Here is a 21,944-nt window from a genome sequence, read left to right on the forward strand (position 1 = left end):
ATGTGTTTTGCAAACATGCACAAGTGCGACTTGCATCAACCGACGAGCTGTGATCCTCTGCGCGCAGTTCGGAATATGCGGTCATCAACGATGACCGTTGCTGGTTCGGAAAGTAACAAACGTCTGCATCCATGTATAAACCAGCGGGATTGAACAGAGGCATCATGTGTGATCATTGGTCGGCGTGGCGACGTCCACATTGATTTCCGGTCCAGAATGACAATTGTTGTGACAGGTAGGCCTTTGTGAACGACGCCCCCCACATTGTACTTTACAGCCATGACACCTTTGGGCTCGGGCATCTGCGGCGCAGCCGCAAGATCGCCATGACGCTGGTCGAGCGGTTTTGCGGCGCGCATGCGACGATCATCACCGGATCGGACCTGTCGTCGCGGTTTCCGGCCCATGACCGCATTCACTTCGCGCCGATCCCGCAGATCGAGAAGCAACCGGACGGCAGCTACCGCCCGGCCGACCCGCAGCTTACCTACGAACAGGTGATCGAGGCGCGCAGCCACGCCATCATGGAGGCGCTCAAACGCCGTCCGGCCGACATCTTCATCACCGACAAGGAGCCGCTTGGCCTCAGCGGCGAACTGATGCCCGCGCTCGGCTATCTGAAGACCTGCGGGGCGACGCTTGTGCTCGGTCTGCGCGACGTGCTGGACGATACCGCTCTGCTGCGCTCGGAATGGGAGCGCAAGGGCATCTACGAGCGCATCGAGGGGCTGTACGACCATATCTGGATCTACGGCACGGAGAGCTTCCACCACCCCTTGCGCGAGATGAGCCTTCCGGAGAGCGTTCTGTCGAGCTGCAGCTTCACCGGCTTTCTGTACCGCTCGCTCGGACAGGCGGGTGCGCCGGCGCTTCCCGCCGAACTGCCTGAAGACTATCTGCTGGTGACGGCTGGCGGCGGCGGCGACGGCGACTTCGTGATGAATGCGGTGGTCGACGCCTACGAGCAGGACGCGGAAATCACGATGCCGGCGGTACTGCTTCTGGGGCCTTATGCGGACCCGCAGGAGGCCCACGCGATCCGCGCGCGGGCGCAACGCACGGGCCGGATGCATGTGATCGATTTCGATTCGGAGCCAGAAGGGCTGATCCGCCGGGCTTCTGCGGTCGTCGGCATGTGTGGTTACAACACGTTCTGCGAAGTTGTGTCGCGCAACAAGAAGGCGCTGTTCGTGCCGCGCCAGACGCCGCGGCTTGAGCAATATATCCGGGCGAGCCGGGCGGCCGAACTCGGCTGGTGCCGTATGGCGCCGGAGGCTGTCGCCTCGAGGCCGCTTGATTTTGCCGCCGCCATCCGCGCGCTCATCGCCGACGACGAACCGGTTGGCGCCGGTATCGACGCGCATGGCCTCGAACGCATCGGCGACGCCGTCGAAACCATCCTGCAGGACAGCAACGAGCAATCCATCCAACTCGCCAGAGCCGAGCGTTAAGACGTTGTTCCAACGCCTGATTCGTCGACAGGAATTGTCTTGTCGACCTCGATTGCTTCCGGCGTGATGCTGCATCCAAGCGCGATCGCCTCGACGCCGCGGCCAATCGCGCGATCGAAAGCCGCTCCATAGACGGGGTCGAGATCGCGGCAGATCTTGAGACGATCGCAATCCGGACGCTGCACGAGATAAACCATGACGGCGCGATGACCGGCTTCAACCATGTCGCCAAGCTCGGAAAGGTGTTTGACCCCACGCGCCGTGGCGCTATCAGGAAATTCCGCGAGCAGCGGATGACGACGATAGTGCACATTCTTGATTTCGACATAGGCGGCTGGTCGCTCTGGATGCGTCAGCAGGAGGTCGATGCGTGAATTGGCGCCATATTTCTGTTCACGCCGCAATCCCGTGTAACCGGCAAGGGCGTCCACACGACCCGCTGTCACCGCTTCCTCGACAATGCGGTTCGGTAGTCCTGTATTGATCCCGACCAGGACATCGTCGGCCTCCACGATTTCCAGCGCATGTTTGTATTTGCGGTTCGGGTTGTTTTCATGAAGCGAAAGCCAGATGCGCGAGCCTGGATCGGTCAGGCCGAGCATGGAGCCGGTATTGGGACACGAACCGGTAATCGCTGTCCCGTCGTCCAGGATAGCGTCGAACAGGAAGCGCTTGTAGCGACGCACCAGGGTGGCGGGTATCAAAGGGCTGGGAAATTTCATTCGTCAAAGGCGTCGGCCGCCGGGGCCGATCATACGCGTTCCCTGACATAGCTTCCGGGCGCATCCTCGATGGAGTTCAGCGCATTGCCGCCCGGCTTGCGGGCGTCAACCCTTCTCCGGTCCAGCTTCTTGATCCATTTGTCCCAGTCTGGCCACCAGGATCCCGGATGTTCAGAGGCGTTTTCCAGCCACGTGTCGAAATCGCCTTCCGGTTTGCCGCCGCTCCAGAACTGATATTTTTTCTTTGCAGGGGGATTCACGACACCCGCGATATGACCGGATCCGGCCATGACGTAGGTCACGTCGCCACCGAAATACTGGCATCCCTTGAAGACGGACCGGGCTGGCGCAATGTGATCTTCCCGGGTCGCTAGATTGTAGATCGGGATGGTGACGTCCCGCAGGGAGATTTTTCCTCCGCCCATTTCCATACGGTTCTGGGACAGATTGTTCTCCAGATAGCAGTTGCGCAGATAGAAAGAGTGGTTGGCTGCCGGCAGACGGGTGGCGTCCGAGTTCCAGTAGAGCAGGTCGAAAGGCATCGGCTCCTTGCCCTTCAGGTAGTTGCTCACCACAAAGGGCCAGATCAGTTCTGAAGACCGCAGCATGTTGAAAGCCGTCGCCATCTTGGAGCCTTCCAGATAGCCGGTCTCGCGCATTGTTTCTTCGATGTAGTCGATATTCTCAGCGTCGGCGAAAACCTTCAGATCGCCGGCGCCTTCGAAATCCACTTGTGTCGTCAGGAACGTCGCTGATTTGATCCTGTCGTCGCCTTCCTTCGCGTAAAGGGCAAGCATGGCAGCCAGCAAAGTGCCGCCGACGCAATAGCCCACGGCGTTGACCGCCTTTTCGCCTGTCGCTTTCTCGATCGTATCAAGGGCGAAACTGATTCCCTCGCGTCCGTAGGCCTCCCAGTTCTTATGTGCATGACGCGCGTCGGGATTGACCCAGGAAATAACGAACACCGTGTGGCCACGGTCAACGGCCCACTTGATGAAGGATTTCTCCGGCGACAAATCAAGAATGTAGAACTTGTTGATCCACGGCGGACAGACAAGGAGAGGGCGCTTCAACACGGTTTCGGTTGATGGCGCATACTGGATGATCTGGCAAACATCGTCCTGGGCGATGACCTTGCCCGGCGTCATCGCCATGTTCTTGCCGACTTCAAACTTGGTGTAATCGGATTGGCGAAGCCTGAGATCGCCGTGTCCGGCCTGAATATCCTCCGCCAGCATCTTTGCCCCGCGAACGAGATTCTGTCCGCTTTCTGCGACAGTCTCCTTGTAGACTTCCGGATTGGTCAAAATGAAATTGCTGGGCGAGAGCGCGCTTGTCAGCTGCCGTACATAGAACTCGGCCTTGTGCCGCGTGTGTGGATCGAGGCCTTCAGCTTCCTTCGCGAGCTTTTCCGCCCAGTCGGCCGTGACCCAGTAGGCCTGTCTCAGGAAACTGAAAAAGGCGTTCTCCCGCCAGTCTTCATCCTTGAACCGCTTGTCCGACTTGTGGTTTTCGGCGAGATCCTCGGAGGCCTCGCCTGACATCTTGCGAATAGAGTTCGACCACAGCGTCATGAAACTGCCGAAGAGATGGGTCTGAGCCTGCAGCGAGCGTTGCGGATCGGAAATCCAGTATTCGGAGAGTTTCGTCAGGGTTCTGATAATATCGGTGAGGGGACCGACGAGGTGATCGGATCTTTCGCCGCTTTCACGCGGCTGAACCCATGCGGACGCCGCTCTTCCGAGTTCCTCCACCATGTGCGCCATGTTGCGCGCCATGGCTTCGGGATCCTTGACTACGAATGCGTCCATGTTGGGTATGTGCGCTTCGCCATCGAGCGCGGGGGCCGGCTCTTTGGGAGTGGCGGTTTCAGGAGGCGGAGGCGCTTTCTTGGTTTGCCTGCTCGTCCGCATTGAAACCTGTTTCTTCCCGGCGCTCTGGCCTGACTTGCTGGCCAATTGGACCTCCCGTTTGTGGCGACTATCGACCCGTTTTTGCCGATTCTGTTCCCCTTTATGGCGGCCATTATGCAAGAAATGTTGACAGAATGTAGAATTTATTTGTGCATTGAACCCGCATCTGCGCTATGGGTTTCGCTCAAAACGTGAATGGCATGGTGACCCCGTCTTGAAACCGCATATCCAACTGGCAGCGCTTCTCATCCTACCGATCCTGGCTGGCGGCTGCGTGTCGGCCTCGCTCGAGGACGCCGCGCCGAGAACGACCGGCGATGCGGCCGGCCCCGCCGCGGGTCAGCCGGCGCCGTCTGCAGAAACAGCCAAAGGCCCTGAGGGGCGGGCGAGGCCTGAACGCAAGACTCCGCCAAGAGACACGTCTTTCGTGCAGGAAGGCGCCGCTCAAGACGATACGTTTCCCACCTTCGGCCCGACGCCTACCGGCGCCATGGAGCAACTGAGCGAGGCGGAAAAGAAACAGATCCAGAACGAGATGGAATCCATCCTGAAACAACGCAAGCCGCCATCCGCCTCAGCGACAAGTGACGCCTACAAGAAGCAGTCCGAAGAATTCGAAGCGATCGCGCGCAGTCATGGCGACGAGGCCAAGGCGGAAATCGAGAACTGATCGCCGGGCGTTCGAGCACGGCCTGCCTGACTATTTCCGCTTCCCGCCAATAGGGCGTATAATAGGCTCTGACCGTCCCGGCTTCGCCACGGTTCGGGCTCAAACCACCGAAAACACAGACAACCATCCGGAATCGAAATGGAAGAGTTTCATAAAGTTCGCCGCCTTCCGCCCTACGTATTCGAGCAGGTCAACAGACTGAAGGCGGACGCGCGAGCGGCCGGAGCCGACATTATCGATCTCGGCATGGGCAATCCGGATCTGCCGACGCCACAAAGCATCGTCGACAAACTTTGCGAAGTTGTGCGCGATCCGCGCACGCACCGCTATTCGACGTCGCGCGGTATTCCTGGTCTTCGCAAGGCGCAGGCGCGCTATTATGAAAACCGCTTCGGCGTGAAGCTCAATCCGGACACGCAGATTGTCGCAACGCTGGGCTCGAAGGAAGGCTTCGCCAATATGGCGCAGGCCATTACGGCGCCCGGCGACGTGATCATGTGTCCCAACCCGACCTATCCGATTCACGCTTTCGGGTTCATCATGTCGGGCGGGGTCATCCGCTCCATGTCTGTGGAGCCGGATGAAAGCTTTTTCTACTCGCTGGAGCGGGCGGTGCGTCACTCCATTCCGCGTCCGATTGCGCTCATTCTCAACTATCCGTCCAACCCGACGGCGCATGTCGCATCGCTGGATTTCTACAAGGATGTGGTGAGCTTCGCCAAAAAGCATGACATCATCATCCTGTCGGATCTCGCCTATGCGGAGATCTATTATGACGATACGCCGCCACCGTCTGTTCTGGAGGTTCCCGGCGCCGTCGATGTGACCGTTGAATTCACCTCGATGTCGAAAACCTTCTCCATGCCCGGCTGGCGCATGGGGTTCGCCGTTGGCAACGAACGTCTTATCGCCGCGCTGGCGCGGGTAAAATCCTATCTCGATTACGGCGCATTTACGCCCATCCAGGTTGCGGCGACGACTGCGCTCAATGGCGATGGATCCGAAATTGAAGAGGTGCGAAACACCTACAAGCGGCGTCGCAACGTGATGGTCGACACCTTCACCAAGGCGGGTTGGCCGGTGCCGGCGCCGGCTGCAACAATGTTCGCCTGGGCTCCGCTGCCTGAGCGCTATCGCGAAATGGGGTCGCTCGATTTCTCGAAGATGTTGATCGAGAAGGCGGACGTCGCCGTATCGCCGGGCATTGGTTTCGGGGAGTACGGCGATACGCATGTCCGTATCGCGCTGGTCGAAAACGAGCACCGAATCCGGCAGGCGGCCCGCAACATCAAACGCTTCCTTGCATCCGGCGACGAAAATATGCAAAACGTCGTCCGGCTGGATTCCCGGCGTTAACGCGAACGCATCGTTCGGTCGGTTTCTCTCCTCCGAACACATCATGTAACTGGAAGCTCTATGTCTGAAGCCCTCAAAATCGGTATTGCGGGTCTGGGTACCGTTGGCGCCGCGCTGGCGCGCATTTTGTCCGAGCGGCGCGAGGCTCTGAACGGGATTTGCGGCAAGGCGATCGACGTTGTTGCGGTGAGCGCGCGGGATGCTGCGAAGGACAGGGGCGTCGACCTCTCCGGCGCCAAGTTCTACACCGACCCGGTTGAAATGGCCCGTTCCGCGGATATCGACGTTTTCGTCGAACTGATGGGCGGGGAAGGCGATCCGGCCCTGCAGTCTGTGCGGGACGCGCTTTCCAGCGGCAAACACGCGGTGACGGCCAACAAGGCGCTGCTCGCCCGGCACGGGGTGGAACTGGCGACGCTTGCCGAAGACAAGGGCGTGCTCTTGAACTTCGAAGCCGCGGTCGCCGGCGGCATCCCCGTGATCAAGGCGATGCGCGAATCCCTGACCGGAAACAGGATCCAGCGCGTGTTCGGAATTCTGAACGGCACCTGCAATTACATTCTGACCCAGATGGAGAAGAAGGGGATCTCCTTCGAGGAATGTCTCGCCGAGGCGCAGCGACTGGGTTACGCCGAAGCCGATCCGACCTTTGACGTCGAGGGCAATGACACGGCGCACAAGCTGGCGATCCTCACCAGCATCGCCTTCGGCACAAAAATCGCCGCGGACGAGATTTATCTGGAAGGCATATCGAATATTTCCATCGAGGACATCAAAGCCGCCGATGAACTTGGTTTTCGCATCAAGCTGCTGGGCGTCGCTCAGAAAACCGAAACCGGGATCGAACAGCGCGTTCATCCGACCATGGTTCCGAAGGATTCGGTCATTGCCCGCGTCGACGGCGTGACGAACGCCGTCGCAATCGACGCCGATGTCCTGGGCGAATTGCTGATGTCGGGTCCCGGAGCAGGCGGCGACGCGACGGCGTCCGCCGTCATGGGCGATATCGCAGACATCGCCAAGAGCCGCCCCGGATATCAATACGGTCCTGTGCTTGGTCGACCGGCCGCGAGCCTGCAGCCCTACGCGCGCGCGCGCATGCGCAGCCATGAGGGCGGTTACTTCATTCGCCTGACGGTGGAAGACCGGACGGGCGTGTTCGCAAGCCTGTCAAAGCACATGTCGGACAATTCGATCTCTCTTGAATCGATCGTTCAGCGCCCGGGAAGCGCCGGCAACGGCGACAAGAAGACTGTAATCCTCGTGACACATGCAACGATGGAAGCGTCCGTGCGCAAGGCGGTCAAAGCGATCGGCGCCGAAGGCTATCTTGCCGATAAACCCCAGGTCATCCGTATCGAGCGCCCCGCCGCTGGCGCTTGACGGCGGTGGTCTTGCCGCCGTCCGCCAGAGGCTGATGACGGAAATGCGGTGATCACACCGAACGCGTTATCCCGCCATCCACGCGCAGGTTCTGCCCGGTAATGTATCCGGCGCCATCGGACGCAAGGAACGACACGGTCGCTGCAATCTCTGTTACCGAGCCGTAGCGCTGCATCGGGATCTTCTCACGGCGCTCCTCTTTCTCGGGCAGACTGTCGATATAGCCCGGAAGCACATTGTTCATGCGCACATTGTCGGCTGCGTATTTGTCGGCAAAGAGTTTCGTGAACGCCGCCAACCCGGCCCGGAACACGCCGGATGTCGGAAACATTGGATCGGGTTCGAACACAGCAAAGGTGGAAATGTTGATGATGACGCCGGTCTTCTGCTGTCTCATGATGGGCGTGACAAGGCGCGTCGGGCGGATCACATTCAGCAGATAGACGTCGAGACCCAGATGCCAGTCTTCGTCCGGTATCTCCAGCACGGGGCCTTTCGGGCCGTGGCCAGCGCTGTTGACCAGCACATCGATACGGCCCCATTGCTGCATCGCCCTGTCTACGAGGCCCTGCAGATCTTCATTTGACAGGTTGCTGCCCGTCACGCCGACGCCGCCCAGTTCTTCCGCCAGGGCTTCTCCCTTGCCCGAAGAGGAAAGGATGGCCACCTTATAGCCGTCATTTGCAAGCCGGCGGGCGGCCTCAGCACCCATTCCACTTCCTCCCGCCATGATCAAGGCGACCTTCACATCTGTCATTTCAAATAACTCCATTGCAATCTGGTTTGTTGAACCGTGTCAAAATAGCCATGTTTATCGTCGCGTCGACGATCTTTGCTGGCGGTCGCCTGTGGACAGTCTCGACCATGCTGTAATCTTAATCGATTTAGGCCGGCTGTGTTACTTCCACGAGCCATTCAAAGGCCCTTTTTTCACATTGAACCGTTGCCAATCATGATGGCGACGGGATATCTGGCGCTGCAACGCATCGAAAACAAGCAACAGGACACCGGCCAATGGCGAAATCGTCGGACAATAGCGGTCTCGATCGAATTCTCACACTCGAAATCGTACGAGTCACCGAGCGGGCCGCAGTCGCCGCAGCGCATCTTCGTGGCCGCGGCGACGAGAAAGAGGCCGATCAGGTGGCGGTCGACGCCATGCGCAAGGAACTCAATCGCTTGCCGATCGCCGGAACCGTGGTGATAGGCGAGGGAGAGCGCGACGAAGCGCCCATGCTCTACATCGGGGAAGAAGTCGGCACAGGCAAGGGCTCAAAGGTGGATATCGCGCTCGATCCTCTGGAGGGCACCACCATCTGCGCGAAGAACCTTCCGAATTCGCTTGCGGTTATCGCAATGGCCGAAAAAGGAAGCCTGCTCTACGCACCGGATGTCTATATGGAGAAGATCGCCATCGGCCCTGGCTATCCGGATAACACGGTGTCGCTGACAAAAACGCCGGTGGAGAATATCAAGGCGGTCGCCGATGCAAAGGGCGTTGAAACGAAAGACGTTACGGCCTGCATACTCGATCGACCACGCCACGCGCGTCTCATCGAGGAAGTGCGTTCCACCGGCGCCGCGATACGCCTGATCGGCGACGGCGACGTGGCCGGCGTTATCCATACGACCAATCCCGAAGAAACCGGCATCGACATCTATCTTGGTATCGGCGGCGCGCCGGAAGGCGTGCTGGCGGCGGCTGCATTGCGCTGCATCGGCGGTCAGATGGAAGGCCGGCTGCAGCTCAACACGAAAGAAAAGATCGCCCGGGCGAAGACAATGGGAATTGACGATCCGGACCGCATCTACAAGCTTGAGGAGATGGCGAGCGGAGACGTCGTGTTTTCGGCGACCGGTGTGACGGACGGTAATCTGCTGAACGGCGTCCGGTTTTCGAAAACCGCGATCGTGACGCATACAATCGTTATGCGGTCGTCGTCCCGCACCGTGCGCGAAATCATCGCCCGGCACCAGGACCTCGGCAAGTTCGACTAAAAAGACGGAATTGCAATCACCATTATGGACGTCAATAATGTCCTGCGACAGGGATTGATATCCGTGCGCATGCGCATCGTTGAATCCTGAATGGGATATATATTTACTTGAGTATTAGCAGAGATTTGACGCCCTTTTTTGAAGTGGAGTCTTCACTATTCGGACAGCGCTGGTCCCCGCGACTCGATTCCGCCGGCGTCAATCGCGCCCTGGCGATTTCCCAGACTGACGGCGTTCCTGATATTGTCGCGCGTGTCCTTGCCGGCCGCGGCGTTCGGCAGGGCGAAGCACAGGCTTTTCTCGATCCAACGCTCCGTGGCCTGATGCCAGACCCATCCATCTTTCAGGATATGGACAAGGCGGCGGAGCGTCTCGCCGATGCGATCGAGCGCCGTGAACGCGTGGCGGTCTTCGGCGATTACGATGTTGACGGGGCGGCGTCGTCTGCGCTCCTCAAACGATTTCTCGATCAATTCGATGTACCGTCCGAAATCTACATACCGGACAGAATTTTCGAAGGGTATGGTCCGAATGTGAAGGCGATCGACGCTCTGATCGACCGCGGTTGCCAACTCATAGTAACAGTGGATTGCGGGTCAACGAGCCTGGAGGCGCTCGCGCACGCGGCCGAACGCGGCGTGGACGTCGTCGTGCTTGATCATCATCAGATGAATCTTGAGGCGCCCGTCGCCCACGCGCTCGTCAATCCAAACCGGGAGGACGATCTTTCGGGGCAGGGGCATCTGTGCGCGGCGGGCGTTGTATTCATGGCCCTGGTGGCGTTGCTGCGAGAACTGCGACGCCGGCAAAACAAGGCCGCGGCGTGCGTCGATTTGCTTGAAATGCTTGATCTCGTGGCTTTGGCCACGGTCTGTGATGTCGTCCCGCTGAAGGGTTTGAACCGGGCTTTTGTCGTCAAGGGTTTGCAGGTGGCGCGTCGCATGTCCAATCCGGGACTTGCCGCCCTGATGCGGGTTAGTGGAATTGACGGCCCGCTCACGCCCTATCACCTGGGGTTTATGGTCGGTCCCCGTATAAACGCCGGCGGCCGGATAGGCGACGCAGCCCTGGGCAGCCGGTTGCTGACGCTCGACAACGACGCCGAAGCCGGAGAGATCGCGGACACGCTCAACCGGCTCAACGCGGAAAGACAGGCGATCGAGCGCGACACGCTTGCCCAGGCGGAAGCAGAGGTGCTGGCGGAAATCGGCGTGGGAGACCCTCCGGTTCTGGTCATAACAGCCGGCGAGGGTTGGCATGCGGGCATCGTCGGCATCATCGCCGCCCGGCTCAAGGAGAAACTCCAGCGGCCGACATTCGCCATCGCCTTCAACGCATCCGGTCAGGGAACCGGCTCCGGTCGTTCCATTGCCGGCTTCGACCTGGGGAGAATGGTTCGCCTTGCGGTCGACAAGGGCTTGCTGGTCAAGGGGGGCGGGCACGCCATGGCGGCCGGTATTACAGTCGAGCGCACAAGGCTTGGCGAATTGCGGGCATGGGCGGAAGACTATGCGCGTGAGGAAGTGTCGGCGTTAACGGCGGTCCGCACATTGAAAATCGACGCTGCCCTGGCTGCGTCCGGCGCAACGCTGCAGCTATACGACCAGCTCGACAAGGCGGGGCCGTACGGCGCAGGTCATCCCCAGCCCGTATTCGCAATGCCGGCGCATCAGGTCACGGACGCCCGAATCGTCGGCGCAGATCATGTCAAATTGCGGCTCGCAGACGCCGCTGGACAAAAGATCGACGCCATAGCGTTTCGCGCAGCCGAATCCGAAATGGGAGCAGCGCTATTGGGAGGGCGCGGAAACCGATTCCATTTCGCTGGAAATCTCTCGACGAACCACTGGCAGGGGCGGCGCACGGTTCAAATTCGCGTTATCGACGCGGCGACGCCCCGGGTATGATAACGCCAACGCCCATTTCACGGGTTGTTCTGCGACAGAAGTCGTACCTGGCGCGCCATGGAATAGACTGGCGCGTATTCCAGATAGTTGGTAGCTTTTCAGGTGCAAATAAGAAAATGCGCAAACCAGAGAGGAATGTTGCTTATGAAACGTCCATTGTTGGCAGTCGCTGCCGCAACCGCACTCATGGCATCAACTGCAATAGCCGGCGCCGAAACACTGCGCTGGGCCCGAGCCGGTGATTCACTGACGCTCGATCCGCACTCCCAGAATGAAGGACCGACGCACGCGCTGTCGCAGCAGATTTACGAACCGCTGATATCGCCGGATATGGAAGCCAAGCCGATACCGGCTCTCGCCACCGAATGGGGCGTCAAGGATGGCGACCCGAACGTCTGGGTTTTCAAGCTGCGCGAAGGCGTGAAATTCCATGACGGAGCCGATTTTACGGCTGAAGACGTCGTCTTCTCTTTCAATCGCGCAAAAATGGAAAGCTCCGACATGAAGGAGCTGCTGGTTTCCATCAAGGAAGTGCGTGCAGTTGACGATTACACCATTGAAATGGAGACGGACGGACCGAATCCGATCCTGCCGAACAATCTCACCAACCTGTTCATCATGGACAAGGGCTGGGCTGAAACTCATGGCGTGGAAGCGCCGGCGGAGTTCGACACGGGTGAAGAAACCTACGCAGTGCGCAACGCCAACGGCACCGGCGCCTTCATGCTGGAAAGTCGCGAGCCGGACACGAAAACCGTGCTCAAGGCAAATCCTGACTATTGGGGCAAAGGGGAATTTCCACTCGAAGTCACGGAAATCATCTACACCCCGATCCAGAATGCTGCGACCCGCGTCGCGGCGCTGCTGTCTGGAGAGGTTGATCTGATTCAGGATGTGCCGGTGCAGGACCTGCAGCGCGTGTCCGACGCGGACGGCCTCAAGGTCGACAACGCGCCCCAGAACCGGACGATCTTCTTCGGAATCAACTCAGGCGACGATGATCTCGCAAACGACAATATCGATGGCAAGAATCCGTTCGCCGATATCCGCGTTCGCAAGGCCATGAACATGGCGATCGATCGCGACGCCATCAAGATGGTGGTCATGCGCGGCCAGTCGGCGCCGACCGGCGTCATCATTCCGCCCTTCGTCAACGGTTGGACGGAAGAGCTGGACGCATATCCGAAGGCTGACGTCGCCGCCGCCAAGGCGCTGATGGAAGAAGCAGGCTATGGTGATGGTTTCGAAATTACGCTGCATTGCCCGAACGACCGCTACATCAACGATGAAGCAATCTGTCAGGCGATGGTTGGCATGATGGGACAGATCGGCATCAAGGTGAACCTGGTCGCCCAGACCAAGGCGAACCACTTCCCTCTCATTTCCGGCAAGGAAACGGATTTCTACCTGCTCGGTTGGGGCGTTCCGACCTTCGATTCGGAATATGTCTTCAACTTCCTCGTTCACTCGACGACGGATGAACGCGGCTCGTGGAACGGATCCCGCTTCAATAACCCGGAAGTCGACGCGATGATCAAGTCACTCGGTTCGGAAACAGACATCGAGAAGCGCGACGATACGATCGCCAAAATCTGGCAGATCGTTCAGGACGAACAGGTTTATCTGCCGGTCCACAACCAGGTTCTGAACTGGGGCATGAAGGACAATGTGAACTTCCCCGTGCAGCCGGAAGACCAGCCGCACTTCAAGTTCCTGCAGTATAACTGATCCTTTGAAATTGGTTTCCGGGGCGAAAGCTAGCGCCCCGGATTCCTCAGCCGGCAGACGCATCTAGATGCTTGCATTCATCATCAGGCGCGTGGCGCAGTCTGTGGTCGTGTTGCTCGTGGTCGGACTGGTCGCGTTTTCGCTGTTCCGATTCGTCGGCGACCCGGTCGAAAACCTGCTCGGACAGGAGCGCACGGTCGCTGATATTGAACGGGTCCGGTCGCAACTGGGCCTCGATCAACCGTTTCCTGTTCAATATTTCAAATTTCTGAAAGGCATCGTGGTCGACGGAAACTTTGGCGTTTCCTATCGTCAGGGACGACCGGTCGCCGACATCATCGCCGAACGCGCGCCCGCAACGCTTGAACTTGCGTTCGTATCGGCTGTTTTCGCCCTTGTGCTTGGTATATCGCTGGGCGTCTACACGGCAATCCGTCGAGACGGCTGGCTGTCCAACGCCATCATGACGCTATCGCTTGTCGGCGTATCGCTTCCCACCTTCCTCATCGGTATTCTCTTGATCTACGTGTTCGCCGTTGAACTTGGGTGGCTGCCGAGTTTCGGCCGCGGCGAAACGGTCAAGATCGGCGGCTGGTCGACCGGCTTTCTGACGGCCAGCGGTCTGAAGGCGCTCATTCTGCCCGCCATTACGCTGGGGCTCTACCAGATGACGCTGATCATGCGGTTGGTGCGCTCTGAAATGCTCGAGGTCCTGCGTTCGGACTATGTGAAATTCGCCGATGCGCGCGGATTGCCGTCGCGCAGGATTCACTTTCGTCACGCCCTGAAAAACACGCTGGTTCCCGTCATCACGATCACCGGCCTGCAACTCGGTTCAATCATTGCATTCGCAATCATCACCGAAACCGTTTTCCAGTGGCCGGGCGTCGGGCTGTTGTTTATCAACGCCATCCAGTTCGTCGATATTCCGGTCATGGCGACCTATCTCATGCTGATTTCCGTATTGTTCGTAACCATCAATCTGATTGTGGATCTGCTCTATTTCTCCATCGATCCGAGGCTCAAGGCGGATGGTTCCGCAGGGGGAGGACATTGACCGCATGGAAATGATCAAGCGATTTGTCGATTCCGACCTCGTCTACAAATTCAATCGGTCGCCGGTCGCAATCATTGCGTTGGCTGTAACCGTTCTTCTAATCGGTGGCGCCGTGCTGGCGCCGTTTGTAACGAACCAGAACCCGTTCGACCCGGCCTCGCTCAACCTGATGAACGGCTTTTCAAAGCCGATGGAGCCCAACCAGTTTACCGGCGACACATTCATTCTTGGCGCTGACGATCAGGGGCGGGACGTCTATGCGACAATCCTGTACGGCATGCGCATATCGCTCTTCGTTGGCTTCTCCGCCGTGCTGTTCGCCATGGTGCTTGGCGTTTCGCTCGGGCTGCTCTCCGGCTTTGTCGGCGGGCGCGTAGATGTCATTATCATGCGCATCGCCGACATCCAGCTGACGTTTCCGGCTATCCTTGTGGCGCTTCTTATCTTCGGTATAGCCAAGGGGATAACGCCGCCCTCCATGCGCGACCAGATCGCTATCTGGGTTCTGATTATCGCGATCGGACTGTCCGACTGGGTTCAGTTTGCGCGCGTTGTGCGCGGCGCCACGATGGTTGAAAAGAGCAAGGAATATGTGCAGGCGGCGCGTCTGATCGGACGATCTTCTTTCGTGATCATGATACGGCACATATTGCCCAATACCCTGTCTTCGGTTCTGGTGATCGCCACGATATCGCTGGCGCTGGCCATCATCGCCGAAGCCACGCTGTCGTTTCTCGGGGTCGGGGCGCCGCCGACGCAGCCCTCGCTCGGCACCCTGATCCGGATTGGGCAGGGCTTCCTGTTTTCCGGAGAGTGGTGGATCCTGTTCTTTCCCGCCATTACGCTTCTGGCGCTGGCGCTCTCGGTCAATCTGCTGGGCGACTGGCTGCGCGACGCGCTCAATCCGAAACTGAAGTAGGGGGAACCAGTGTCAGATCACCCCTTGCTTTCCGTCAAGAACCTCACCGTGCAGTTTCCCTCTCGCGGAGCGATGCTGACGGCGGTCGACAATGTCTCGTTTGATCTGGCGCGCGGCGAGGTGCTTGGCCTCGTGGGTGAGTCCGGCGCTGGAAAATCGATGACTGGCGCAGCGATCATCGGACTTATCGAACCGCCAGGCCGGATCACCGGCGGCTCCATCTCGCTTGAAGGCAAGCGAATAGACAATCTGTCGTCCGCTGACATGCGCCAGATCAGGGGACGGCGGATCGGCATGGTTTTCCAGGATCCTCTGACGTCGCTCAATCCGCTCTTCACCATTGCCGAGCAATTGGTCGAAACCATAAGGGTGCATTTGCCGGTGTCGGCGAAAGAAGCCCGCGAACGGGCGATCGGTTTGTTGAACGAAGTCGGCATTCCGGCGGCAAGCCAGCGCATCGATGATTATCCGCACCAGTTCTCCGGGGGAATGCGTCAACGTGTGGTCATTGCGCTCGCGCTTGCAGCAGAACCTGAACTGGTGATCGCCGACGAACCGACGACGGCGCTCGATGTATCGGTTCAGGCGCAAATCATCGACGTTCTGAAGAAACTCTGCGCGGAGCGGAACGCTTCGGTGATCCTGATTACGCACGATATGGGCGTTATTGCCGAGACCGCGGATCGGGTCGCTGTCATGTACGCGGGTCGCCTGGCGGAGATCGGTCCGGTGCGCTCGGTCATCAAGGACGCCCTGCATCCCTACACCAAGGGCTTGATGGGATCCATTCCTTCGTTGACGAGCACGGACGATCGGCTGGTTCAGATTCCGGGATCCATGCCTCGTTTGAACAACATCCCTGAAGGGTGCGCATTCAATCCGCGCTGCAATCAGGTCTTCGCGCGTTGCACGAAGGAACGGCCGGAACTCATGCATTACGGCAATCGCAATGTGTCATGCTGGCTATACGACGAAGCCACGACGGAGGCGCCGGCATGAGCGAAACGCTGCTGGAAGTCCGCGATCTGACGCGTACCTTCGATATGTCAAAGCCCTGGCTGAACCGCGTGCTGGAAAGGGACGGAAAACGGTTTCTGAGAGCCGTCGACCATGTTTCCTTCACGATACGAAAAGGCGAGACTTTTGCTCTGGTCGGCGAATCCGGATCTGGCAAATCCACCATTGCAAAAATGGTCGTCGGGCTTTTGCCTTCGAGCTCGGGTGAAATCCTGTTTGACGGCGCGCCGATCGGAACCGGCGCCGGGTCTTCAATGCGGGCCATGCGCTCGCGTTTCCAGATGATCTTTCAGAGCCCCTTCGCCAGCCTCAATCCGCGCTGGAAGGTCCGTGACATCGTAGCAGAGCCGATCATCGCCTTCGATATGGTTCAAAATCGCCAGGCCCAGGCCGCGCGCGTCGCCGAACTGCTCGAACTGGTCGGCCTCACCGCTTCGGACGGTTCGAAGTATCCGCACGAATTTTCAGGCGGTCAGCGCCAGCGCATCGCCATCGCGCGCGCGCTTTCATCGAATCCCGAATTCATCGTGTGCGACGAACCGACATCTGCCCTGGATGTTTCCGTGCAGGCCCAGATTTTGAACCTGATGCGAGACCTGCAGGATGAACTCGGCCTGACCTACCTCTTTATCAGTCATGACCTGTCCGTGGTCAGGCATATGGCGAACAGGATCGGCGTGCTGTATCTCGGCGCGCTTGTGGAAAATGCGCAGGCGAGGGGATTGTTCGAGGACCCGCAGCATCCCTATACGCAAATGCTGCTCGACGCGGTGCCGGATGTGGACATGACGAATCGCGAACGGGAGGAAGTGATCGGCGAGATACCGAATCCCATCTCACCCCCGGATGGCTGTGTCTTTCATCCGCGCTGCGTCAAGGCGTTCGACCGTTGTCGCGTCGAGGCGCCGGTCATGGTGGCCACGCAGTATGGCGAGGCCAAATGCTTTGCAGCCGAGAATGTACGGAAAGCCGGTACGTAGGCGGGACGCAACCTGTCTCGACCGAAGCTAACGCTCGGATTTTTAACATTGAATTATAAGTGGAAGATGGCACGCCCTAGGGGAATCGAACCCCTCTTTCCAGAATGAAAATCTGGCGTCCTAACCGATAGACGAAGGGCGCGTCGGGACGCTATATAGTCAGGTCACCGGATTCCCGCAAGCGTGAAATTGGGATTCTTCTAAAAAATGTGACAGTCAATTTCGCGCTCTGAATCAAATACAGGTCGAATGGAACAATCCGCGCGGAACTCAGCCTGCGTTGCGCAATTCATGGCGCAGCGGCTGAGCCGGTGGTTCGGGTGGGAAAGAGCTACCAACTCCCTGTATTGGGCATGCTCGTCCATGGTTCTTGCGGCGTCAGCGCCGATCCGGACTGCAGGATTTCCACGGAGATGCCGTCCGGTGAGCGGACGAACGCCATGCGTCCGTCTCTCGGCGGACGATTGATCGTGACGCCCTTGTCCATCAGCGATTGGCAGTAGTCGTGGATGTCGTCCACCTGGTAGGCGAGGTGGCCAAAATTGCGTCCGCCTGAATACTCTTCCGGATCCCAATTGTAGGTCAGTTCAAGGAGCGGGGCCTGCGTCGTCTCGATATGTTCGACATCGCCCGGAGCCGCCAGGAAAATCAGCGTGAACCGTCCGGCTTCGCTTTCCGTGCGTCGGATTTCCACAAGACCCAGCTTGTTGCAATAAAAGTCCAGCGCCTGTTCGACGTTACTTACACGGACCATAGTATGAAGATAACGCATTGATCTTCCCCTTGTTTCAGGAGTGCTGTTTGTGGTTTGAATACCATATGGACGCAAAAAAACCACCCAATCTGACATTTCGAGAAAGTTATGCTTGCATCACCTTATGCTACCGATGTTATTCTAACCTGCAGAATCATGCGTTGATCGGGGTTTGCGTTTTCGAGAGGCCGGGGTGAATGGGGGACAAGTCTCCACAGAAGAATCAATCCACCGAGGCTTCGATGTCCGGAGCATCTGTGGATCTTATCGAGATATCTGGCGTCATAAAATGGTTTGATGTTGCCAAGGGGTTCGGGTTCATCGTTCCCGACAACGGGTTGCCGGACGTCCTCCTGCACGTGACATGCCTGCGCCGGGACGGATATCAGACCGCTCTTGAAGGCACCCGTGTCGTCTGTGAAATCCAGAAACGCGACCGCGGATACCAGGCGTTCCGCATTCTTTCCATGGATCAGTCGACGGCGGTTCATCCCAGCCAGCTGCCGCCTGTGCGAACCCACGTCCAGGTCACGCCAACCAGCGGTATGGAACGCGCTCTGGTCAAATGGTTCAACCGCTCGAAAGGGTTCGGTTTCCTGACACGCGGAGAGGGCACGGAAGACATCTTCGTGCACATGGAAACCCTGCGGCGCTACGGATTGACCGAGTTGCGTCCGGGGCAGGTCGTGCTCGTGCGCTACGGCAACGGCGAGAAAGGTCTTATGGCCGCCGAAATCCACCCGGACATCGACAATAATTTCCCGAAATCGCATTAGCGCCTCTAAGGCGCTCTTTTGTGCTACCTTGGCGTAAGGCGAAGGGAGAAATTCGCATGCAGGTTTTCAGCCGGCGCGCCGCACACTGTTGGCTGGCGCTGTTCATCGTGTTTCTCGCGGCAAGCAGCGCGTTTGCACAAGCGCGCGAAGACGGATCCTCGCTCCAGATCATCACAGACAGCGGGTGTTACGCGTTTGACGTTGAACTGGCCTTGACGCCGGCGCAGCGCCAGGTCGGCCTGATGAACCGTCAACATCTTGACGACAGGGCAGGGATGCTGTTCCGCTTCGATCAGGTGCGGCCGGTCACCATGTGGATGCGCAACACGCTCATACCGCTCGACATGATTTTCATCCGAAGCGATGGCGTAATCGCCCATATCCATCAGAACGCCCGCCCCCTGGACGAAAGCATTATCAGCTCCCGCGAACCGGTTGCCTATGTGCTTGAGGTCAATGGAGGGAAGACGGCGGAGTTGGGCGTTAAGCCCGGACACAGAGTATCGCATCCGATAATCGCGCAATAACGCCATTTGGGCAGCGGAAGTGGCGGATATCCGCAATTTCGGGGTTGTACAAATCCGGGCGAGGCTTTAGGGAAGCGTGGCTGAATCAAAACAGTCCGGAGCGTAGCGCAGCCTGGTAGCGCATCTGGTTTGGGACCAGAGGGTCGCAGGTTCGAATCCTGCCGCTCCGACCATTTCTCAAAATGTACGAACTAAAGACGTCGGTGATACGGTGCACTGTGTGCATATCGCTCGAACGAGCGCCCGGCCGCCAGTATATCCCGATTTTTTAGGACGGAAAGTCCGGGGCCCTCCCAGTTGTTTCCACTCTGGATAAGTTCAGCCGGCAGGCTAAAACTTTAGCAATACATTAATTGGCGCTATGGATATTAGCTATCAAGTAATTGATATAATTGTAAAAAATATTTGGATTAGACCGAAAAAAAAGTAGAATTCCATTGCGTCCCATTGTCATTTCACTCTATGGTCGACATGCCACTCCGGCCGGGCGATAGCGTCATTCCATGACGTGTGCTGTAGGGTGTCCCCCAAATATCCTCCCTCAAGTCTGTGCGTTCCCCACCACGCACAGACCGCCCGTTATTGTTGAACGGTCGCGCTCACATGCAACGACGCTCAATCGGAAACCCGTGAAACGCATTCGCCGAAGAAGCCTTATTTCGGAGATTTGCTGACTTTGTCGATCGCCTGTTCCAGCAATTCCCGAGAAACCGGCTTCATCAATTTGGTGACTGGCGCTTCAATGCCTTCGGGCGTCTCGAAATCCGAATAGCCGGAGGCGACGATGATCGGCACGCCTTTTGCGCCGAGCGCCGCGATGACGGGCTCTGAGGAATCCCCCCCAAGATTGAGATCGACGACCGCGAGAGAAGGGGTGTGATTGTCGATGGCCTCCAAAGCCGATGCGACGCTGTTTGTCGTCGCAGACACGCGATGGCCAAGATCCTCGATCATCATTTCGATATCCATTGCGATCAGTGCCTCGTCTTCGACAATCAGGACGCCCTGTGTGGGCGCAGCCGATGGGACGTCTTTCTTATCGACTGGTTTTTCTACACTGAGGCCGTCGACCAGAGGCAACGCAATGCGACAAAACAAACCGTCGCTTTCGATTTGACGTTCCAGCGTTCCATCCAGTTGCTGCAGAATGATCTGGTTCATGAGTTTCGAACCAAAGCCTCCCTTCGGCGCGTTCGCCGTCGATTTTGCGGCAAAGACATGTTCGCGCCATTCAAGCTCCAACCGGTCGTTGTCAGTTCGCCAACGGATGGACAGTCGCCCGCCGGCTTCTGAGAGCGGGCCGTGTTTGGCTGCGTTGGTCGTCATTTCGTGCAGGACCAGCGCCAGGCTTTGGGTCATCTGCGCGGAGAGGTCCACTCTGGGACCGTCCATGTCGATCACGACCAGATCGCCTTCGCGATAGGGCTCCAATTCGTCCCTGAGGATTGTCGCCAGATCGATATCCGACCAGCTTTCCGATGACAGCAGCGAATGGGATCGCGAGAGTGACGCAATCCGGTCCTCGATTTTGGCGCGAAACTGCTCGGTCGTTTCCGCCTGGGTGAGGTGAATGACGGATTTGGTCACCGCCAGCACGTTGCGCGCGCGGTGATCAATTTCCCGAATCATGATCCTCTCGCGTTCGCGCGCCCGGCGTTGTTCCATCCAGGCCCAGGTTCGTCTCAGCACTTCGGCGACTGTGGTTATTTCATAGCGCGTCCATGACCGCGGCTCGCTGGAATGCGCGAACAGAACACTGACCAGTCTGCCTTGATCAATCCAGGGCGCCGCTATGGCGGCTTTGACGCCGGCGGCAATGAAAACCTCCCGCAGCCGCGCCGGGACCGCGTCATCGTCCATTTTGTCGATGCGCAACGCTACGCCATTTGCAAGCATGTACGTCTCTGACGGATAGATTGCCTCCAGACCGATGATTTCCGTCGGACAAATATCGCCGCTCTCAGACCAGGTCTCGACAACTGGGTGATCCACGGATTTGGGACCAAACTCGCAAAAACCCACCTGCGCGACCTTGAGATGTTCTCCCAGAAATTCCACAGCAAAGCGGCGCGCGCTCTCCGGATCAGCCCGCGTGCGTAAGTTTTCGTCAAAACGAAGAAGAAAGCTGGTCTGGCGTTGCGCCAGCACCTTGTCAGTGGTTTCGCTGCCGCTGTTGAAAACGCCTACAATCCGGCCGTCTTCGCCTCGAATGGCGGTAAAGCTGTAGTTCCAGTACGTTTCCTCAAGAGCGCCATACCGCTGCATCGGCAGCATCTGGTCTTCGACATAGAGCCCTTCGCCGGTCCTGATCAACTCAGTGAATTGCGGCTCGATAATGTGCCAGATATCGCTCCAGACATCGCGCGCCGGCGCGCCCAGCGCAGCAGGATGTCGCGGACCGGGGATAACCGACCAGGCGTCGTTGTAAAGCAATCTAAGTTCTGACCCCCAATAGATGGCGGTCGGCAATTTGGAATGCAGACAAATACTGAGCGCGGAGCGGAGAGACTGCGGCCATTTATCCGGTGGACCGAATGAATGGTTTTCCCAGTCGAACTTCCTGATCCGTTGCGCCATTTCGCTGGAGCCGGAGAGAAAATTCATGGGGTCGGCAGGGAAATGCTGGTGGCGCAACATGGCTGTCGTTTACACTCCTGGCCGTAAAGACGCGTGCTTCGACTGTGCTGACAAGAAGTGCGAAGATCGGATCGTTTGCATGGCTTTAATGGAATTCGAAACTAAGAGTCGCCTGTTAACGCATCATCCGGCCAATGGTTCCACCTGTC

18 protein-coding genes and 2 tRNA genes are annotated in these 21,944 nt (G+C 58.3%); 14 read left to right on the plus strand and 6 right to left on the minus strand.

Annotated elements, in window-relative coordinates; all coding sequences use genetic code 11:
• Window positions 1-245: 245 nt before the first annotated feature.
• On the plus strand, window positions 246-1,451 hold the full coding sequence (locus tag AAFN47_RS02310) for a glycosyltransferase family protein (protein ID WP_499807593.1): 1,206 nt from the start codon (window positions 246-248) through the stop codon (window positions 1,449-1,451).
• On the opposite strand, the gene sfsA is transcribed toward AAFN47_RS02310, so the two are convergent.
• Window positions 1,448-2,173: a DNA/RNA nuclease SfsA gene (gene sfsA, locus AAFN47_RS02315; protein ID WP_499807594.1), complete on the minus strand. Its 726-nt coding sequence runs from the start codon at window positions 2,171-2,173 to the stop codon at window positions 1,448-1,450. The genes AAFN47_RS02310 and sfsA overlap by 4 nt on opposite strands.
• Before the next feature lie 29 nt (window positions 2,174-2,202).
• Window positions 2,203-3,984, minus strand: a complete 1,782-nt coding sequence (locus AAFN47_RS02320; RefSeq protein ID WP_499807938.1) for a PHA/PHB synthase family protein — start codon at window positions 3,982-3,984, stop codon at window positions 2,203-2,205.
• 316 nt (window positions 3,985-4,300) lie between these two features.
• Between AAFN47_RS02320 and AAFN47_RS02325 the strand changes: the two genes are divergently transcribed.
• From AAFN47_RS02325 to AAFN47_RS02335, 3 genes are all read left to right on the plus strand, one after another.
• Entirely contained in the window at window positions 4,301-4,756 is a 456-nt protein-coding gene (locus AAFN47_RS02325; protein WP_499807595.1) for a hypothetical protein, read from the plus strand.
• 138 nt (window positions 4,757-4,894) lie between these two features.
• A complete protein-coding gene (locus AAFN47_RS02330; RefSeq protein WP_499807596.1) occupies window positions 4,895-6,112 on the plus strand; it encodes an LL-diaminopimelate aminotransferase in 1,218 nt (405 codons plus the stop codon).
• A 60-nt stretch (window positions 6,113-6,172) separates the two neighbouring features.
• Complete coding sequence (locus AAFN47_RS02335; protein WP_499807597.1) at window positions 6,173-7,495, plus strand: homoserine dehydrogenase; 1,323 nt, start codon at window positions 6,173-6,175, stop codon at window positions 7,493-7,495.
• A gap of 52 nt (window positions 7,496-7,547) precedes the next feature.
• On the opposite strand, the gene AAFN47_RS02340 is transcribed toward AAFN47_RS02335, so the two are convergent.
• Complete coding sequence (locus tag AAFN47_RS02340; protein WP_499807598.1) at window positions 7,548-8,252, minus strand: SDR family oxidoreductase; 705 nt, start codon at window positions 8,250-8,252, stop codon at window positions 7,548-7,550.
• Between the two features lie 257 nt (window positions 8,253-8,509).
• On the opposite strand from AAFN47_RS02340, the gene glpX reads away from it, so the two are divergent.
• The 7 genes from glpX (at window position 8,510) to AAFN47_RS02375 (ending at window position 17,101) form a co-directional block, all read left to right on the plus strand.
• Complete coding sequence (glpX, locus tag AAFN47_RS02345; protein ID WP_499807599.1) at window positions 8,510-9,493, plus strand: class II fructose-bisphosphatase; 984 nt, start codon at window positions 8,510-8,512, stop codon at window positions 9,491-9,493.
• A gap of 107 nt (window positions 9,494-9,600) precedes the next feature.
• Window positions 9,601-11,400: a single-stranded-DNA-specific exonuclease RecJ gene (gene recJ, locus AAFN47_RS02350; RefSeq protein ID WP_499807600.1), complete on the plus strand. Its 1,800-nt coding sequence runs from the start codon at window positions 9,601-9,603 to the stop codon at window positions 11,398-11,400.
• Between the two features lie 186 nt (window positions 11,401-11,586).
• Window positions 11,587-13,128 (plus strand): ABC transporter substrate-binding protein, encoded by a 1,542-nt coding sequence (locus AAFN47_RS02355; protein WP_499807601.1) that lies wholly within the window; start codon window positions 11,587-11,589, stop codon window positions 13,126-13,128.
• 67 nt (window positions 13,129-13,195) lie between these two features.
• Window positions 13,196-14,185, plus strand: a complete 990-nt coding sequence (locus AAFN47_RS02360) for an ABC transporter permease (protein WP_499807602.1) — start codon at window positions 13,196-13,198, stop codon at window positions 14,183-14,185.
• A gap of 4 nt (window positions 14,186-14,189) precedes the next feature.
• Window positions 14,190-15,104 carry an ABC transporter permease gene (locus AAFN47_RS02365; protein WP_499807603.1) on the plus strand — a complete coding sequence of 305 codons (915 nt, stop codon included), beginning with the start codon at window positions 14,190-14,192 and terminating at the stop codon, window positions 15,102-15,104.
• A 72-nt stretch (window positions 15,105-15,176) separates the two neighbouring features.
• The gene (locus AAFN47_RS02370; protein ID WP_499807939.1) at window positions 15,177-16,103 is read left to right on the plus strand and encodes an ABC transporter ATP-binding protein; all 927 of its coding nucleotides are present in this window, start codon (window positions 15,177-15,179) and stop codon (window positions 16,101-16,103) included.
• Complete coding sequence (locus tag AAFN47_RS02375) at window positions 16,100-17,101, plus strand: ABC transporter ATP-binding protein (protein ID WP_499807604.1); 1,002 nt, start codon at window positions 16,100-16,102, stop codon at window positions 17,099-17,101. Before AAFN47_RS02370 ends, AAFN47_RS02375 begins: the two co-directional genes overlap by 4 nt.
• Window positions 17,102-17,168: 67 nt before the next feature.
• On the opposite strand, the gene AAFN47_RS02380 is transcribed toward AAFN47_RS02375, so the two are convergent.
• Both AAFN47_RS02380 and AAFN47_RS02385 read right to left on the minus strand, forming a co-directional pair.
• Window positions 17,169-17,243, minus strand: a tRNA-Glu gene (locus tag AAFN47_RS02380).
• A gap of 189 nt (window positions 17,244-17,432) precedes the next feature.
• Complete coding sequence (locus AAFN47_RS02385; protein WP_499807605.1) at window positions 17,433-17,873, minus strand: VOC family protein; 441 nt, start codon at window positions 17,871-17,873, stop codon at window positions 17,433-17,435.
• A 224-nt stretch (window positions 17,874-18,097) separates the two neighbouring features.
• Between AAFN47_RS02385 and AAFN47_RS02390 the strand changes: the two genes are divergently transcribed.
• The 3 genes from AAFN47_RS02390 (at window position 18,098) to AAFN47_RS02400 (ending at window position 19,331) form a co-directional block, all read left to right on the plus strand.
• Window positions 18,098-18,631 (plus strand): cold-shock protein, encoded by a 534-nt coding sequence (locus tag AAFN47_RS02390; protein ID WP_499807606.1) that lies wholly within the window; start codon window positions 18,098-18,100, stop codon window positions 18,629-18,631.
• A 56-nt stretch (window positions 18,632-18,687) separates the two neighbouring features.
• A complete protein-coding gene (locus AAFN47_RS02395; RefSeq protein WP_499807607.1) occupies window positions 18,688-19,158 on the plus strand; it encodes a DUF192 domain-containing protein in 471 nt (156 codons plus the stop codon).
• Between the two features lie 96 nt (window positions 19,159-19,254).
• Window positions 19,255-19,331: transfer RNA gene (locus tag AAFN47_RS02400), tRNA-Pro, on the plus strand.
• A gap of 481 nt (window positions 19,332-19,812) precedes the next feature.
• On the opposite strand, the gene AAFN47_RS02405 is transcribed toward AAFN47_RS02400, so the two are convergent.
• On the minus strand, window positions 19,813-21,591 hold the full coding sequence (locus tag AAFN47_RS02405; protein ID WP_499807608.1) for an HWE histidine kinase domain-containing protein: 1,779 nt from the start codon (window positions 21,589-21,591) through the stop codon (window positions 19,813-19,815).
• Between the last annotated feature and the right edge of the window lie 353 nt (window positions 21,592-21,944).

This window comes from Hoeflea sp. CAU 1731, assembly GCF_039888615.1.
Taxonomy (GTDB): Bacteria; Pseudomonadota; Alphaproteobacteria; order Rhizobiales; family Rhizobiaceae; genus Flavimaribacter.